The organism is Cnuibacter physcomitrellae (genome assembly GCF_014640535.1).
In the GTDB taxonomy this organism is placed as follows: Bacteria; Actinomycetota; Actinomycetes; order Actinomycetales; family Microbacteriaceae; genus Cnuibacter; species Cnuibacter physcomitrellae.
The window spans coordinates 274939-290329 of the sequence record NZ_BMHD01000002.1 but is presented as its reverse complement, the minus strand read 5'-3'; the positions used below and the strand labels follow the sequence as shown (position 1 = coordinate 290329).

14 protein-coding genes are annotated in these 15391 nt (G+C 71.3%); 5 read left to right on the top strand and 9 right to left on the bottom strand.

Translation table 11 applies throughout. The features are described 5' to 3' along the window. Nucleotides 1-201: 201 nt before the first annotated feature. Nucleotides 202-1038, top strand: a complete 837-nt coding sequence (locus IEX69_RS18240; protein WP_085021363.1) for an alpha/beta fold hydrolase — start codon at nucleotides 202-204, stop codon at nucleotides 1036-1038. Nucleotides 1039-1122: 84 nt separating this feature from the next. Here the strand turns inward: IEX69_RS18240 and IEX69_RS18235 are convergent, their stop codons facing one another. Together IEX69_RS18235 and IEX69_RS18230 are read right to left on the bottom strand one after the other, a co-directional pair. Next, nucleotides 1123-2592 carry an MATE family efflux transporter gene (locus IEX69_RS18235; RefSeq protein ID WP_157127108.1) on the bottom strand — a complete coding sequence of 490 codons (1470 nt, stop codon included), beginning with the start codon at nucleotides 2590-2592 and terminating at the stop codon, nucleotides 1123-1125. A gap of 211 nt (nucleotides 2593-2803) precedes the next feature. Continuing rightward, a complete protein-coding gene (locus IEX69_RS18230; RefSeq protein ID WP_217348673.1) occupies nucleotides 2804-3238 on the bottom strand; it encodes a MarR family winged helix-turn-helix transcriptional regulator in 435 nt (144 codons plus the stop codon). Between the two features lie 62 nt (nucleotides 3239-3300). Here IEX69_RS18230 and IEX69_RS18225 point away from each other — a divergent pair, with 62 nt between their 5' ends. Then, nucleotides 3301-4968, top strand: a complete 1668-nt coding sequence (locus tag IEX69_RS18225) for a cation:proton antiporter (RefSeq protein ID WP_085018887.1) — start codon at nucleotides 3301-3303, stop codon at nucleotides 4966-4968. Nucleotides 4969-4990: 22 nt separating this feature from the next. Here the strand turns inward: IEX69_RS18225 and IEX69_RS18220 are convergent, their stop codons facing one another. Further along, nucleotides 4991-5845: a helix-turn-helix transcriptional regulator gene (locus IEX69_RS18220; RefSeq protein ID WP_085018888.1), complete on the bottom strand. Its 855-nt coding sequence runs from the start codon at nucleotides 5843-5845 to the stop codon at nucleotides 4991-4993. 101 nt (nucleotides 5846-5946) lie between these two features. Here IEX69_RS18220 and IEX69_RS18215 point away from each other — a divergent pair, with 101 nt between their 5' ends. Beyond that, complete coding sequence (locus IEX69_RS18215; protein ID WP_085018889.1) at nucleotides 5947-6627, top strand: SDR family NAD(P)-dependent oxidoreductase; 681 nt, start codon at nucleotides 5947-5949, stop codon at nucleotides 6625-6627. Between the two features lie 18 nt (nucleotides 6628-6645). On the opposite strand, the gene IEX69_RS18210 is transcribed toward IEX69_RS18215, so the two are convergent. Continuing rightward, nucleotides 6646-6849, bottom strand: a complete 204-nt coding sequence (locus tag IEX69_RS18210; RefSeq protein ID WP_085018890.1) for a hypothetical protein — start codon at nucleotides 6847-6849, stop codon at nucleotides 6646-6648. A 14-nt stretch (nucleotides 6850-6863) separates the two neighbouring features. Further along, nucleotides 6864-7145 (bottom strand): hypothetical protein, encoded by a 282-nt coding sequence (locus tag IEX69_RS18205; RefSeq protein ID WP_085018891.1) that lies wholly within the window; start codon nucleotides 7143-7145, stop codon nucleotides 6864-6866. Between the two features lie 106 nt (nucleotides 7146-7251). On the opposite strand from IEX69_RS18205, the gene IEX69_RS18200 reads away from it, so the two are divergent. Beyond that, on the top strand, nucleotides 7252-7674 hold the full coding sequence (locus IEX69_RS18200; RefSeq protein ID WP_085018892.1) for a VOC family protein: 423 nt from the start codon (nucleotides 7252-7254) through the stop codon (nucleotides 7672-7674). Between the two features lie 78 nt (nucleotides 7675-7752). Here the strand turns inward: IEX69_RS18200 and IEX69_RS18195 are convergent, their stop codons facing one another. From IEX69_RS18195 to IEX69_RS18180, 4 genes are all read right to left on the bottom strand, one after another. Beyond that, nucleotides 7753-9087: a hypothetical protein gene (locus tag IEX69_RS18195; protein ID WP_085018893.1), complete on the bottom strand. Its 1335-nt coding sequence runs from the start codon at nucleotides 9085-9087 to the stop codon at nucleotides 7753-7755. 134 nt (nucleotides 9088-9221) lie between these two features. Next, nucleotides 9222-9887 carry a histidine phosphatase family protein gene (locus IEX69_RS18190; RefSeq protein WP_085018894.1) on the bottom strand — a complete coding sequence of 222 codons (666 nt, stop codon included), beginning with the start codon at nucleotides 9885-9887 and terminating at the stop codon, nucleotides 9222-9224. A gap of 60 nt (nucleotides 9888-9947) precedes the next feature. Continuing rightward, complete coding sequence (locus tag IEX69_RS18185) at nucleotides 9948-10370, bottom strand: nitroreductase/quinone reductase family protein (protein WP_085018895.1); 423 nt, start codon at nucleotides 10368-10370, stop codon at nucleotides 9948-9950. Beyond that, the gene (locus IEX69_RS18180) at nucleotides 10367-11470 is read right to left on the bottom strand and encodes an LLM class flavin-dependent oxidoreductase (protein ID WP_085018896.1); all 1104 of its coding nucleotides are present in this window, start codon (nucleotides 11468-11470) and stop codon (nucleotides 10367-10369) included. The genes IEX69_RS18185 and IEX69_RS18180 overlap by 4 nt, the downstream gene beginning before the upstream one ends. 132 nt (nucleotides 11471-11602) lie before the next feature. Here IEX69_RS18180 and IEX69_RS18175 point away from each other — a divergent pair, with 132 nt between their 5' ends. Further along, entirely contained in the window at nucleotides 11603-15370 is a 3768-nt protein-coding gene (locus IEX69_RS18175; RefSeq protein WP_085018897.1) for an AAA family ATPase, read from the top strand. Nucleotides 15371-15391 lie beyond the last annotated feature (21 nt).

Genomic DNA, 15391 nt, shown 5'->3' with positions numbered 1-15391 from the left:
CGGCTCGACCGGCTCGACCGGGGCAGGGGTGACCGCGGTCTCACGATACCCAGAGCGAACCGTCGCGTGACGTTCAGCGAACGGCCCCCGTCCGGGGTTGACGCGAGCGCTACTGTGGTCTCACTCTCCGTGGGTTCGCGGGGGTCAGGGCCCGACGGCCGCCGGGAGCGCGGCGGGGCGCGAGACGAAGGGATGATCGACATGGGTTTCGTCACCACCGAGGACGGCGCTGAGATCTTCTACAAGGACTGGGGTCCGAAGGATGCCCAGCCGATCATGTTCCATCATGGTTGGCCGTTGTCGTCGGATGACTGGGATGCGCAGATGCTGTTCTTCCTGCAGCACGGGTACCGTGTGGTCGCCAGCGATCGTCGTGGGCATGGCCGGTCGTCGCAGATCGACACCGGGCATGACATGGACCACTACGCCAGTGACGCGGACGCGGTCGTGCAGCATCTGGACCTGACGAACGCGATCCACATCGGTCACTCCACCGGTGGCGGTCAGGTCGCCCGGTATGTGGCGAAGTACGGGGAGCCGCAGGGTCGGGTGGCGAAGGCGGTGCTGGTGGCGTCGGTGCCGCCGCTGATGGTGCAGACCGATGCGAATCCGGAGGGTACCCCGATCTCGGTGTTCGACGGGTTCCGGAGCGCGTTGGCGGCGAACCGGGCGCAGTTCTTCCGTGATGTCGCGGCGGGTCCGTTCTACGGGTTCAACCGGGAGGGTGCGGAGGTGTCGGTGCCGGTGATCGACAACTGGTGGCGTCAGGGCATGACCGGGAGTGCGTTGGCGCACTACGAGGGCATCAAGGCGTTCTCGGAGACGGATCAGACCGAGGATCTGAAGGCGATCAGTGTGCCGGTGCTGGTGACGCAGGGTGATGATGACCAGATCGTGCCGTACAAGGACGCGTCGCTGAAGCAGCATGAGCTGCTGCAGAACTCGACGTTGAAGATCTACGAGGGCTACCCGCACGGCATGCTCACCACCCACGCCGATGTCCTGAACCCCGACCTCCTCGCCTTCATCCAGGCCTAGGACCGGACCACCCACGAACCGGAGCGGCGCATCCCCTGGCGAGGGATGCGCCGCTCCGGCGTTCGGTGCTCACACTTCGGGCGCTCAGGCGGCGGGCGCGGCCTCGAGTGCGGCCTCGGCGCGGGCGGGGGTCCCCGCAGCGAGGTCGCGAGCGAGACCGCGACGGGTGGCCAGGTAGAGCACGACGCCGGTGGCGAAGACGACGACCTCGGTGATCGTCATCGCCCAGATGAGCCCCGGCAGGCCGAACCAGAGGTTCGCGACGACGACGATCGGGATGAACAGCACACCCTGGGCCATCGACATCGTGATCGCGGCCACCGAGCGTCCCGCCGCCTGGAAGAGGGTCGTGAACAGGCCGGTGAACCCGTTGACGACCGTCGCCACGAGCTGGGCGGTGAGGATGAGGACGCCCACCGCGATCACGGAGGAATCGGAGGAGAACAGCCCGAACACCTGCTCCCGGAAGAGGAACACCGTGCCGGAGAACACCAGCACGATCGCCCCGATCGCGAGTGCGGCGGCACGCAGAGAGGCGTTCAGGCGCATCCGATCGCCCTTGCCGAACGAGTAGGCCAGCAGGGGCAGGATGCCGATGGTGACACCCATCACGAGAAACTCCGGGAGCTGGGCGATGCGGAGCCCCACGCCCATCGCGGCCAGGGTGCCGTCGCCGTAGGCGATCGCGAGGTTGTTCATCACGAGCGCGGTGACGATGAGGAACGACGACTGCAGCAGCTCACCCACACCCACGCCGAACACCGGCTTGAGGATGGCGGGTGAGAGCGTGAACCACCGCGGGGCGAGGCTCATGTGCTCGCTGCGGCGCTGGAGGAACCACGCGTAGTAGCCCACGGCGAGGAGGTTCGCGAGCCCGACGGCCAGCGCCGCTCCGGCGACGCCCCAGCCGAGCACGAGGATGAACAGCACGTCGAACACCAGGTTGCCCACGGTCGAGGCGATCAGGCCGATCATCGACTGCTTCGCCGCACCCTGGGCGCGGACGAGCTGCTCGAGGCAGAACATCGCGGCGAGCACGGGGACGAAGGCGAGCATGACCGCCACATACGCGCTCGTCGCCGGAGCCGAGGCGGCATCCGCGCCGAGGAGGCGGACGAGCGGGTCGAGGAGCAGAAGGCCCAGGCCTCCCACCACGACGCCCGTGACCACGGAGCCCCAGAGAGCGAACGAGGACACGCGCTTGATGTCCGCCGTCTTCGCGGGGTCGTGCTCGGCCGCGCCGAGCAGGCGCGACACCAAGGCGCCGCCGCCCACGCCGAAGACGCCGCCGACCGCCATCACCAGCCCGAGGAGGGGGAGGCCGAAGGTGATCGCCGCGAGGAGGGCGCTGTCGTGGAGCGAGCCGACGAAGCCCGCGTTGATGATGTTGTAGACGGCCCCGACGCTCACACCGGCCGCCATCGGCACCGCGAGGTGGACGAGAGCACGCCAGACGGGAGCGGAGGAGAGGTACCAGCGGTCGGTGCCGCGGGCGGGGGAGTCGTTCGAGGCGGGCGAGGCGTTCGGGGTGAGGGGTTCATGCTGGATCGTCATGAGGTGCTCCTTTCGGGCGTGACGGATCGCGCGACGGCGGGTCGCCGAAGCGTGGGGGGAGCGCGCGGCGGCGAGGAGCCGGGGCGCGGCGGGAGAGCGCGCCGCGGAGAGTCGGCGCGCACGAGTGCGGACGCGACGCATCGCGGAGCGAGCGAGCGAGGAGAGGGTGACGAGGTCCGTCACCCGGGGGAGTAGGGAGTGAGGGGGAGGGTCAGCGCTCCGGCAGTGGCGGAAGCTCGTCCGTCACCTTCCTGAGCAGGCCGTGCAGGGTGGCCCGCTCGGCGGGGTCGAGGGGCGACAGGATGTCGTCCTCCATGCCGAGCATCGCCTCACGGGCGCCCGCGACGAGGGCGACGGCCTCGGGCGTCGCGTAGACGCGCTTGGCCCGATCGTCGCCGTTCTCGCTGCGCCGCTCGACGAGACCGCGCTTCTCGAGTCCCTGCAGAAGGCTCGAGACGCTGGCCGCGCTCGTGCGGCTCATGCGTGCGATGTCTCGCTGCATCGCACCGGGGTTCTCGGCGAGCCACCCGAGCGTCCGGCCCTGCTCCGGGGTGAGGCCGCGCTCGCGGTTCCACTCCTCGGCGGCCTTGAACTGGGCGAAGCCCACCCAGCGCATGAGGCCGAGCGTGCTCTCGATGAACTCCATGATCAGAACTATGACAGTTAGATATCAAACTGTCAACCCTCGAAGTGGATTAGGCTGGGCGCATGACCGAGACGCTCGTCATCCTGGTGCTCGCCCTCGTGGTGATCGCGTTCGCGACCCTCGTGGGGCCGAAGCTGGGTGTCGCCGCACCCCTCGTCCTCGTCCTCGCGGGTGTCGGCGCCAGCTTCCTCCCGGTGTTCGCCTCGGTCGAGATCGAGCCGGAGTGGATCCTCGCGGGAGTGCTGCCACCCCTGCTCTACTCGTCGGCGGTCTCCATGCCCGCGATGAACTTCCGGCGGGAGTTCGGCGCCATCGGCGGGCTGTCGGTGGTGCTCGTGGTCGTCACCTCGCTCGCGCTGGGGCTGTTCTTCATGGTCGTCATCCCCGATCTGGGGTTCGCCTGGGGCGTCGCGCTGGGGGCGATCATCAGCCCGACGGATGCGGTCGCCACCTCCATCATCAAGCGCACGTCGGTCTCCAAGCGCGTCGTGGCGATCCTCGACGGGGAGAGCCTGCTCAACGACGCGACCGCTCTGGTGCTCCTGCGCACCGCGATCGTCGCCACGGCGGCCGCCTTCTCCTTCTGGGGAACGGTCGGCACCTTCGCGTACTCGGTGGTCGTCGCGGTCGTCATCGGCTGGCTCGCGGCGCTGCTCGGCCTCCTTCTCCGGAGGCGGATCTCGAACCCCACGGTCAACACCGTGCTGTCGTTCACCCTCCCCTTCGTCGCGTCGATCCCCGCGGAGGTGCTCGGCGCCTCCGGTCTGGTGGCGGCGGTCGTGGCGGGCATCGTCACCGGCATCCGTGCCCCGCGCGACCTCACCCCGCAGACCCGGCTCTCGGACTCGCAGAACTGGCGCACGGTCGAGCTCGTGCTGGAGGGCGCGGTCTTCCTCACGATGGGCATCCAGATCACGTCGATCCTCGCCGACGTCGAGCGCGAGCACGCGGGCATCGGCCTCGCGGTCCTCATCGCCGCCGGCGCCCTGGTGATCACGCTGCTGGTGCGGGCCGCCTACGTCGGGCCGCTCCTCGCCGTCCTGGCGTGGCGATCGAGGCGACTGGCACGGGTGAAGGACCGCGTGCAGGGCATGCAGGAGCGCATCTCCTCGCCGGAGGGGGCGGAGGAGACGTTCGCGGAGGTGAACCGCCGCCGCCGGCCCCGTTCCGATCGCGACATCCAGCGCTTCGTCTCGCGCGTGACCCAGGTGGTCGCGGACGTCGAGTACTTCCTCCGGGCGCCGTTGGGCTGGCGTGAGGGGACCGCGGTGGTCTGGGCGGGCATGCGCGGCGCGGTCACCGTGGCGGCGGCGCAGACCCTTCCCGAGGGCACCCCGCAGCGGCCCGTGCTGATCCTCGTCGCGTTCGCGGTAGCCGTGCTGTCGCTGCTCGTGCAGGGTGGGACGATCGGGCCGCTGCTGAAGCGGATCTCGCCCCCGGTGGATGCCGACGCGGTCGCCGAGCAGGCGGACGAGGAGCGCTCGCGCCTGTTCGAGCTGATGCGCACGAGCGGCGAGACGATCCAGGCGCCGACCGTCGACGGGCAGCGCACACCCGAGTCGTTCGAGCGGGCGAAGCAGTATCAGCTCGCGGTGATCGCCGCCCAGCGCGCCGCACTCCTCGACGCCCGCGACAACGGCACCTTCGACGCGGACGTGCTGGAGAACGCCCTGGCCAACCTCGACGCGTCGCAGATCGCGCTCGAGATGCGCGCCTCCATGGCCGAGTGAGCGACGGTCGGCGGAGCGATCGTCAGCCCGCCTGCTCCACTGCGGTCGCGTGCAGCCGCTGGAGGCCGGTGACCCGCAGGAGGTCGAGCCGTGACGCGTCCTCCGAGCCGGGAACGGCCGTGTAGACCACGATCCTGAGGTCGCTGCCCGGGACGGTGAGGACGTCGCAGTCGAGCGTGATCCGGCCGACCGGGGTGTCGGTCATCGTCTTCCGACTCGACCGGTGCTCGGCGATGCGGGCGGTCGACCAGCGCTCGGCGAAGTCGGGGGAGGCCGCCCGCAGCCTGGCGACGAGGTCGGCGAGCGCGGCGTCGGCCGGATACCTGCCCAGCGCCGCGCGCAGGTCGGCGACGAGGTCGGCGGAGAACTCCTCCTCGTGGCGGTCGTCGAACTCGGTGCCCGGATGCCCGGCCGTGAAGTGACGCCAGACCAGGTTCGCGTCGAGGCCGTGGCGGCCGCTCGGGTCGCCGGTGAGAGCCGCCCAGAGACCGTTCCAGAGCAGGATGTCCCAGGTCGCGGTGAAGACGGCGAGCGGGACGTCGCCGAGCCGGTCGATCAGGCGCTGGACGCCCGGCGCGACGTGCCGCGGGACGACCGTGGCCGGGGGAGGGGCGACGCCGGCGACCCGATGGAGATGGTCGCGTTCCTCGTCGCTCAACCGCAGGGCGTTCGCGAGCGCGCCGAGCAGCTGCGGTGACGGATGCGTGGATCGCCCCTGCTCGAGCCGCACCACGTAGTCGACGCTCACGCCGGCCAGCGCGGCCAGCTCCTCCCGCCGCAGTCCCGGCGCGCGTCGGACGCCGCCCGCGGGAAGCCCCACCTCGACCGGGTCGACGCGGTCGCGCCAGGCCCGCAGCACGCTCGCGAACTCCTCCATGCCCCCATCCTGCCCCGCGCCTCCGTCATCATCCTGGTACCGGTGGTCCCACCGTCGACCGGGGCCTGGGTGCGGGAGCCGCCGCGGCGCAGCATCGGAGCATGACGAACACACTCATCACCGGAGCCAACCGGAGCCTGGGGCTCGAGACCGCCCGCCGCCTCATCGAGGCCGGCCACACCGTCTATGCCGGGATGCGCGATCCGGCCGCGGGAGAGGCCGTCCGAGAGCTCGGCGCTCGCGTGCTGCAGCTCGACGTGACCGATCAGGACAGCGTCGACGCGGCGATGAGGGACATCCCCGCACTGGACGTGCTGATCAACAACGCGGGCGTCCTCGGCCACTCCTTCACCGTCGACGACCTGGACGCGACGGCCATGCAGACCGTCCTCGACACGAACGTGGTCGGGATCGTCAGGGTCACCCAGGCCGCGCTTTCTCTGCTGCGGGAGTCGACGCATCCGGTGGTCGTCAACGTCGCCTCGGGTGTCGGCTGGCCCCGCTTCCTCCTGGGCGAGGGCCGCGACGAGCGCCCGGTGCTCTCGGTGCCCTACGCCGCGTCCAAGGCGGCGGTGGTCGCGCTCACCGTGCAGTACGCGAAGAACCTGCCGACCTTCCGCGTGAACGCGAGCGATCCCGGCTACACCGCCACCGATTTCAACGGGCACAGCGGTCATCAGACGGTCACGGAGGGCACGGATGCGACGGTCGCGCTCGCGATGGTCGCGCCGGATGGTCCGACGGGCGAGTTCCACGACCGCACCGGGCGGATCGCGTACTGAGGGGACGGCGGTGGCGGGTCAGCTCCGGCGGTGCTCGCCGATGACGAGGGCGAGCACGCCGAGCACGAGCACCCCCACCACCGCCACCCCGAGGGCGAACAGCAGGGCGAGAAGGGGCTCGCGGGTGACGAGGCCGACCGCGAGACCGGTGAACACCGCCATCGCGCCGGCCAGGGCGAGCAGCTCCACCGGGCGCAGCGGGCGGGACGGATGAGAGGCCATGCGTTCCGACCGGCTCAGTCGCCGGTGAGGGAGTGCTTGAGGCGACGCTGGGCGAGCGCGGCCTGGGTGGATGCGCGACCCAGGCCCTTGCGGAGCCTCTTGCCGCGCTCGACGTCGAAGCCGCGGGCACGCAGCCGAGCCTCGCGGTCGCGTTCCTTCCGCTTGCGCTTCGCGGCGGATCGGCGCCGCAGCACGAACAGGCCCACTGCGCCCGCCACGACCACGAGCAGAGTGATGCGGCCGCCGGGGCCCTTGCCGTCGTCGCGGTCGGGGTCCGTCGTCGGGGTCTGGGTCATGCTGCCCAGGCTGGCACCGAACCGGCATCCCCGCCAGGTGCTCACCTTCCCCTGTGTCGGACGGCCTCGCTACTCTGGCTGCACCATCGACGACGAGGAGACCGACATGGCCATCACGCTGAGCCCGTACCTCAACTTCCGCGACCAGGCCGAGGCGGCCGTGACCTTCTACCACTCGGTGACGGGCGGCGACCTCACGATGTCCCGCTACTCCGAGTTCGGCGTGAGCGATGATCCCGCCGAGGGCGACAAGATCATGCACGCCCAGCTGATCCTCCCGTCCGGCCTGATCCTCATGGCGGCCGACGTCCCGAACCGCATGGAGCACGCGCGCGGGGTCAACGACGCCTCGGTCGCGCTGTTCGGCGACGACGAGGAGGAGCTGACGCGGCTCTACGAAGGGCTCTCCGAGGGCGGCACGATCGGCGAGCCGCTCGCCAAGGCCCCGTGGGGCGACAGCTTCGGGTCGTTCACCGACCGGTTCGGCGTCGACTGGCTCGTGAACATCTCCCCGGCGTCGCGCGACTGAGCCCCGCCGCGTCGACGGGTTCCGGCGCGGGCCACTCCGACTCGGGCCACTCCGAGTCGGGCCACGGCGGCGGCGACGCTAGAAGTCGTCGACGTGGAGGTGGTTGCAGGTGTCGTCGAACTGGGTGAAGTTGCTCCAGCTGTCGCTCGTCCCGGCGCTGCGGCGGCAGTTCGCCTGGCCCACGCGCGATCCGCTCGGCATCACGCCGTTCAGCACGTCGATGAGCTGCAGCGAGGCGGAGTTGGCGCCGGTCGTCGCCATCCCGCCCACCGAGGTGAAGTCGACGGCGTGGCCGCCGCCGTCGCGGTAGTGGGCGGATGCGGTCCCTGCGCCCTCGATCTGCCCCGTGCAGCGTCGGCTGATGTCGCTGACGCCGGCGCTGCCGAAGGCCCGGACGGCCGCCACCATCGCCTGGAGGATCGAGGTGTCGATCGTGCAGTTCGGCACGGTCTTGCCCTCGGCGATCCACTCGATCTCGAAGATGTGGTCGGGGTAGGAGCCGTGGAACTGGCCGGCGGCGACGTAGCCCATGAGCTCCTGCGCCAGCGCCTGGTCGTCGGAGGAGACCGGCCCGACGGACTGACCCCCTCCGTGCGCCGCTGCGGCGGCGGCTGCGGCAGCAGCGGCGGCGGCGGCCGCGGCGGCGGCCACACCCGCCTGGTACTGCTGCTCGGTGGTGGCCAGGTTCTGCTGGAGGGTGGTGAGCTGGGCCTGCAGCTCCGCCTCGTGCGCGTTCTGCTCGGTGAGGGCGGCGACCATCGCCTGCTGCGCCTCGGCGGCCTGCTCGAGGGCGTCCTGTGCGGCCTGCTGGAGCTGCGTCAGCTCCTGCTTGGCCACGTCGGCCTGAGCCGAGAGCGACTGAGCCGTGTTGCTGTCCTGCTTGGCCTCGGCGTAGATGCCGTTGATGGTCTCGGTCAGCTTGCCCATCGAGCTGAGCTTGGCGAGCACCTGGTCGGCCTGTGCGGCGTCGCTGCCGATGAGCACCGAGGTCACGCTCGGACCGCCCGTCTTCGCGAAGTCGGCGGCGAAGAGGGCCGCCTGCCTGCTGGCCGCATCCGACTTCGCCTGCCACTGCGCCGCCGACGCCGAGAGCGCATCGGCCTTGGCCTGCCCAGCCGTGAGCGCCGTCTGAGCGGCATCGGCCTCGGCCGTGCGCTGCTCGACGAGGGCCTGCGCGGCGGTCGCCTTGGCCTGCAGGTCGGCGATCAGGGCGGTGATCTGGTCGATCTCCGCCTGCTTGGCGCTCTCGCTGGCCTTGGCGTTCTGCACGTCGTCCCACGTCGGGTAGTCGGCGGCATAGGCGGGAGCGCCGACGACGGTGGCGCCGATGGTCAGCGTGAGCGTGGCGAGGATCGCGGCCGCGAATCGGCCGGCACCTCCGCGCGCACGCGCACGACGTCGGGATGGGGGCATGGGACCTGTCCTGTCGGGAGGGGGCGCGCTCGCGCCTGGCACCGACCCTGTCTAACATCCGGCCGCCGGTCTTCGCGCCCGCGACGCGCGCCATCCGCGGTACTCATAGCCACGCCCCGGGTGAGGCGGACCGGTCAGTCGGCGATGTCGCCCTCGCCGCCGGGATCCGGGTGCCCGTCGGCCAGGAACGCCCCGCCGATCGGCTGTCCGGACCAGCGCGTCATGCGCCAGCCCGCGCTGGGCGACCCCTCCATGACGACCATGCCGGTGTTGTCGAGGCGGAGGCCGGACGAGCTCTCCTCGTCGAGGTTCTCCGCGGTCCCCGCGCTCCACACCCGGATGGCGGCGCCGTGGCTGAAGAGGGCCACCGTCTCGTCGTCGGAGTGCTGCGACACGATCCGCTCGACGGCGCCGTCGAAGCGGGCGAAGAAGCCGTGGCCGTCCTCACCGCCCTCGATGCGCACGGAGCGGTCGTGCCACCAGGCGACGATCGGCTCGAGATAGCCCCGGAACGCCTCCTCGTCGGAGCGATGCTCCCAGACGCCCGCGTAGATCTCCTGCGCCCCCTCCACGACCTGGATGGGCAGGCCGCGCCGAGTGGCGAGCGGGGTCGCCGTGATCGACGTGCGGAGGAGGGTGGAGGCGTAGATCGCCGAGATCGGCTCTTCCTCGAGAGCCTGCGGGATCGCCGCGGCCTGGCGCTCGCCCATCTCCGTCAGCCCCGGCCCGGGGTACTCCGAGCTGATCTCCCCTCGGGCGTTCTCCGGCGTCTCCCCGTGTCTGATCAGCAGCAGTCTCATCGTCCCCAGCCTAGACGAGCGGGGTCGTCGGGACGCCGGGTCGGGGCACCGCTCGTCCGGTCAGCGGCGGGTCAGGCGCACGACCGGGATCACGCGGCCGGCGGCTCGCTCCTCGTACTGGCGGAACCCCTCGGACCGCTCGGTGAACTGCGACCACGCGGCATCCCGTTCCGGTCCGGTCAGCACCTCGGCGACGACGTCGACCCTCTCGATGCCGGCATCGCCGGGCACCTCGATCGAGGCCTCGGGCGTGCCGACGAGGTTGAAGTACCAGGCCGGGTTGTCGGGCGCACCGCCCTTCGAGGCGGCGATCAGCCACGACCCGTCGGGTTGACGGAGGGCCAGGACGGGGCTCTCGCGCTCGGTGCCGCTCTTGGATCCGATCGAATGGAGGATGACCAGGCTGTCGCCGAAACCGGCCGTGGTGACCCGCCCGCCGTTCGCGCGGAACTCCTCGAGGATCCGGGTGTTGAAGTCGCTCATGCCGCCAGCTTGTCAGACACGAGCAGCTCCGCGGCCAGCAGGGCGAGCGTGCGCTCGCGGGACGGGGTCGAGGTCATGGGCTGCGCCGCCCAGGCGCCGCCCGCGGGCGACACCATCACCTCGTCGACGCCGTAGCGCTCCGCGCCCTTCCGGATGCGGTCGGCGACCTCGGCGGGCTCGCCGATCATCCAGCGCTCCTCCTGCTCGGCGATGGAGGCCTCCTCGACGGGGGTCAGCGCCGTGGCCTGAGCCTCGTCGATGGTGAGCTGGGGGCCGAGCGTGCCGCCGGTGCGCAGGCGCGCCATGGTGATCAGCTGGGGGAGGGCGGCGAGACGGGCCGCCTCGGCGTCCTCCGCGACCGACGCGTTGACGGTGAGCAGGGTCTTCGGCGCGGCGAGCGCCTCCGACGGCTGGAACCCGGAACGGTACAGGTCGAGCGCGCGGTCGATGCCGGGAGCCCCGAAGTGGTTGGCGTAGACGAAGGCGAGACCGAGCTGGGCGGCGAGCGCCGCGCTGTAGTCGCTCGACCCCAGAAGCCAGACCTCGGGAGCGCTCGTCGACCGGGGCGTGGCCCTCAGCTCGTAGCTCCGGCCGCGGATGTTCAGCCCGACGCCGGGCTGCTCGTCTCCGAACGGCGCCGACGCCGGCGCCCGGTCGGACCCGAGCAGCGCGGCCACGGTCTCGACGTCCTGCGGGAAGTCGGCGGCGGGATCCGCATCCGCGGGCCCACGCCGGCCGCGCAGCATGTAGGCGGTCACCGGGTCGGAGCCCGGGGCCCGCCCGAGGCCGAGGTCGATGCGACCCGGGTGCATCGCCTCGAGGAGCGCGAACTGCTCCGCCACGGCCAGCGGCGCGTGGTTGGGGAGCATGACACCCCCCGAGCCGAGTCGGATGCGCTCGGTCGCGGTGGCGAGGTGGGCGATGAGCGTCGAGGGCGTGGTGGACGCCACGGCCGGCATGTTGTGGTGCTCGGCGACCCAGAACCGCGTGTAGCCGAGGCGGTCGGCGGTCTGGGCGAGGGCGACGCTCGCGGCCACGGCCTGCGCCGTGGTCTGACCGGCGCGCACCGGGATGAGGTCGAGGACGGAGAGCTGAGTCATGACCCTCTGTACAGCGTCCCGCGTGGGCGAGGTATTCCGATCCGGATCGACGAGGACACCCGCACGAGGGGAATGTGGCGAAATCCGGCGAGTTTCCGCTGATCAGCGAGGGCACGACCGTATGGTGACCGTGTGTGGCGCGCCGATAAGAGACGAGACGCGGACGAGCTGACGTCCGCGACCGACGCTGCCGAGACGGCCTGGGGTCGTCACGGCGCGTCGTCGTCCGAGATTCCCCTGGGCCAGGTCTTCACGACCGAGAGCCTCGTCGACCCTACCCGGGAGGAGTGGCGGGCCGAGATCGCCCAGCTCGGCGGCGTGAGTCCGCTGATCCACTTCGACGACTCGCCACGGTCCCGGATCGAGCTGTCCACCACCCACCCCGGCGGGCTCGCGCAGTTCATCACGGGCAACGCGACCCTCCTGTCGAACCTGATCCGCGACGAGCTGGCCCTGCGCAACGCCCGGCTCGCGGCGGGCGTCATCACCGACAAGGGCGTCGAGCTGCGCTCGGTGCGCGGCATCGACGCCGTGCACCTCGCCATCGGGCTCGCCGAGTGGCGCACCGACGACGACTCGTTCCGCGCCCCGGTGCTGCTGCGCCCCATCTCGGTGCGACGCTACGGACGCGACTTCGAGCTCAAGCTGCGCGGCCGCGCCTACGTCAACCCCGAGCTCGTGCGCGCCCTCGCGGAGCAGTTCCAGATCTCGATCGACGAGCGCACGTTCGTCGAGCTGGCCGAGCAGTCGGGCGTGTTCAAGCCGCAGCCGGTCATCGACCGCCTGCGCGGGCTCACCTCGCACCTGCCGTGGTTCTCCGTGCATCCGCGTCTGGTCGTCTCCACCTTCGCCGACGTCGCCAGCGCGATGGCGGCGGATGCGCGCGCCATCCAGCACCCGGTGCTCGACGCGATCGCCGGCAACCTCACCGCCCGCCGCGCCGTGCAGGACGGCTACCACCCGGCCGAGCCGGCGCCTCAGGACCACCGCGCCCCCTCCACCGACACGCTCCTGCTCGACGCCGACGGCGAGCAGGAGAACGTCATCAGCCAGATCGCCGCGGGCAACTCGCTCGTGGTGAAGACGCTGCCCGGGACCGGCGGCACGCAGACGATCGTGAACGCGATCGGCGCGCTCGTGTCGCAGAACAAGCGGGTGCTCGTCGTGAGCCCGCGACGGCTCAGCCTGACCGGGATCGACCGCAGGCTCTCCGACGTCGGCCTTCCGGGCCTGGCCGTCTCGCCCCGGACCCTCCGCCGCGACCTGATCAAGTCGATCGCCCGCAACGAGAAGGCGGAGGCGCCGCAGGTCGCCGACATCGACGACGCCTTGGTGCGGCTGCGTGCCGTGCTGCTCGACTACCGGACGTCGATGTCGCGCGTCGACCCGCTGCTCAAGGTGTCGGTGCTCGACGCGCTGCGCGAGCTCGCCCGGCTCTCGCTGCTCCAGAACCCGCCGAAGACCACCGCGCGACTCGAGCGGTCCGCCCTCGAGGCGCTCGCGACGGGCCGCGCCAAGGCCGCGCGCACCCTCAGCAAGGCGGCCGAGCTGGGCCAGTTCCGTTACGGCCCCGACGACTCGCCCTGGTACGGCGCCTCCTTCACCTCCGGCGACGACGCCCACCGGACGCACGACGTCGCGAAGCGCCTCAGCCACCACGATCTGCCGAGCCTGCTCACGGGTGCCTACGAGCTCATCGGGCAGACGCGCATGCGGCCGTTCTCCACCATCAACGAGCTCGGGGTCTACCTCCGGCTGCTCGCCGACCTGCGCGAGACCCTCGACAAGTTCCAGCCCGTCGTCTTCGACCGCTCGCTCACCGACCTCATCGCCGCGACCTCCGCCCGCCGCGACGCCCCGCAGATGTCGTCGACCTCGCGGCGGCGCCTCAAGGCGCTGGCTCGCGAGTACGTGCGCCCGGGCGTGCACGTCGCCGACGTGAACGCCGCGCTCCGCCGCATCCAGCAGCAGCGCACGCTCTGGTACCGCTTCGCCGCGGCGGGCATCCCGCCGGAGATCCCCATCGGGATCAACGAGGTGCAGATGGCCTTCCAGCGCGTCACCGAGGACCTGGCGCTCCTCGACATCCCGCTGGGCCTCGTCGGCACCGGCAAGGAGCTGTCGAACCTGCCCATCGAGCAGCTCATCGAGCGCATCGAGGGCCTCGCCGAGGAGTCGGAGGTGATGGCGAACCTGCAGGAGCGGATGGACCTCCTCGACTCCCTGCGCGAGCTCGACCTCGACGCCCTCCTCGTCGACCTGTCGAACCGTCACGTCCCCGAGTCGGCCATCCCCGACGAGCTCGAGCTCGCCTGGTGGCAGTCGGTGCTCGAGACGATGCTCGCCTCCGACCGCGCCCTGCTGGGGGCGAACACGGCGGTGCTCGACCGCCTCGAGGGCGACTTCCGTCTGGTCGACGAGGCACACGCCTCGATGAACGGCCAGCTCCTGGCCTGGCAGCTCGCCGAGACCTGGAGTGTCGGCATCGTCGACCACCCCGACGAGGCCGCCGGACTCAAGACGATGCTGCGCTCCGACGACGTGACCAGCGTCGGGCTTGAGCGCACCGCTCCGCACCTGGCGAAGGCGCTCGCGCCGGTCTGGCTCGCGTCGCCCTACGAGGTGCCGCAGATCAGCGACGCGATCGCGTTCGACACGGTCGTGCTGGTCGACGCCGGCGCCACGACGCTCGCCGAGAACGTGCCCGCGATCCGTCGCGGCCGGCAGATCGTCGCGTTCGGCGACCCCGTGACCCAGACCCCGTCGTACTTCGAGACCGCCGTCAGGTCGGTCGACGATCAGCGACCGGTTCCCGACGCCGCCACCGTCGAGGGGCTGCACTCCGACTCCGCGCTCGCCCAGCTCGCCGACCTCGTGCCGACGCTGTCGCTCACCCGCAGCTACCGTGCCGGCGGGGAGGACCTCGCGGAACTCGTGAACCACCGCTTCTACGGCGGCAAGATCGACTCGCTGCCGTGGGCGGGCACGTACCTCGGACACGGGAGCCTCGCGCTCCACTACGTCGAGGGTCGCGGCGGGATGCCCGATCCCGAGTCGGGAGCCGTCGAGAGCGTCGACGCGGAGGTCGAGAAGGTGGTGGGCCTCGTGCTCGACCACGCCATCCACCACCCGCGCGAGTCGCTCATGGTCATCACGGCGTCGTCGAAGCATGCCGTACGCCTCCAACAGGCCGTCCTCGCCGCGTTCGCCAAGCGCAGCGACCTCGCCGACTTCATCCTCAAGGAGCGCGCCGAGCCGTTCATGGTGGCGACCCTCGAGCAGTCGGTGGCGCAGAGCCGCGACCGGGTCATCTTCTCGATCGGCTACGGCAAGACGGCCCACGGCCGCGTGCTCACGAACTTCGGCGGGCTCGCTCGTCCCGGTGGCGAGCGGCTGCTCGCGGTCGGCATGACCAGGGCCCGGCGGTCGATGGACATCGTCAGCTGCTTCACTCCGGCCGACATCGACGAGGACCGCATGAACTACGGCGTCGTCGCCCTCCGGCAGATCCTCACCGAGGCCGAGAGCGGCCCGACGCCCGACACGTTCTCGAGCCCGGGTGACGCCCTGCTCATCGACCTCGCACGACGCCTGGGCAATCGCGGGCTCTCGGTGGCGTTCGAGCACCGCGGCAAGCTCACGCTCGTCGCGTCGCACGACGAGCGCGCCATCGCGATCGAGACGGATGCGGTGGTCCACTCCGCGAGCCTCCGCGAGTCCCTGAGGCTGCGGCCCGACATGCTCCGCCGCCTCGGGTGGCACTACCTCCGTGTGCACAGCTTCGAGCTGTTCTCCGACCCGGAGGGCGTGGCCGCCAGGATCTCCTCCGTGCTGGGCGTGCGCGAGCTCGCCCTGGTCGAGTCCGACGCCATGGCGACCGGGCCGATCAGCCGGATCTGATCCGCATCCGGCAGGATCGAG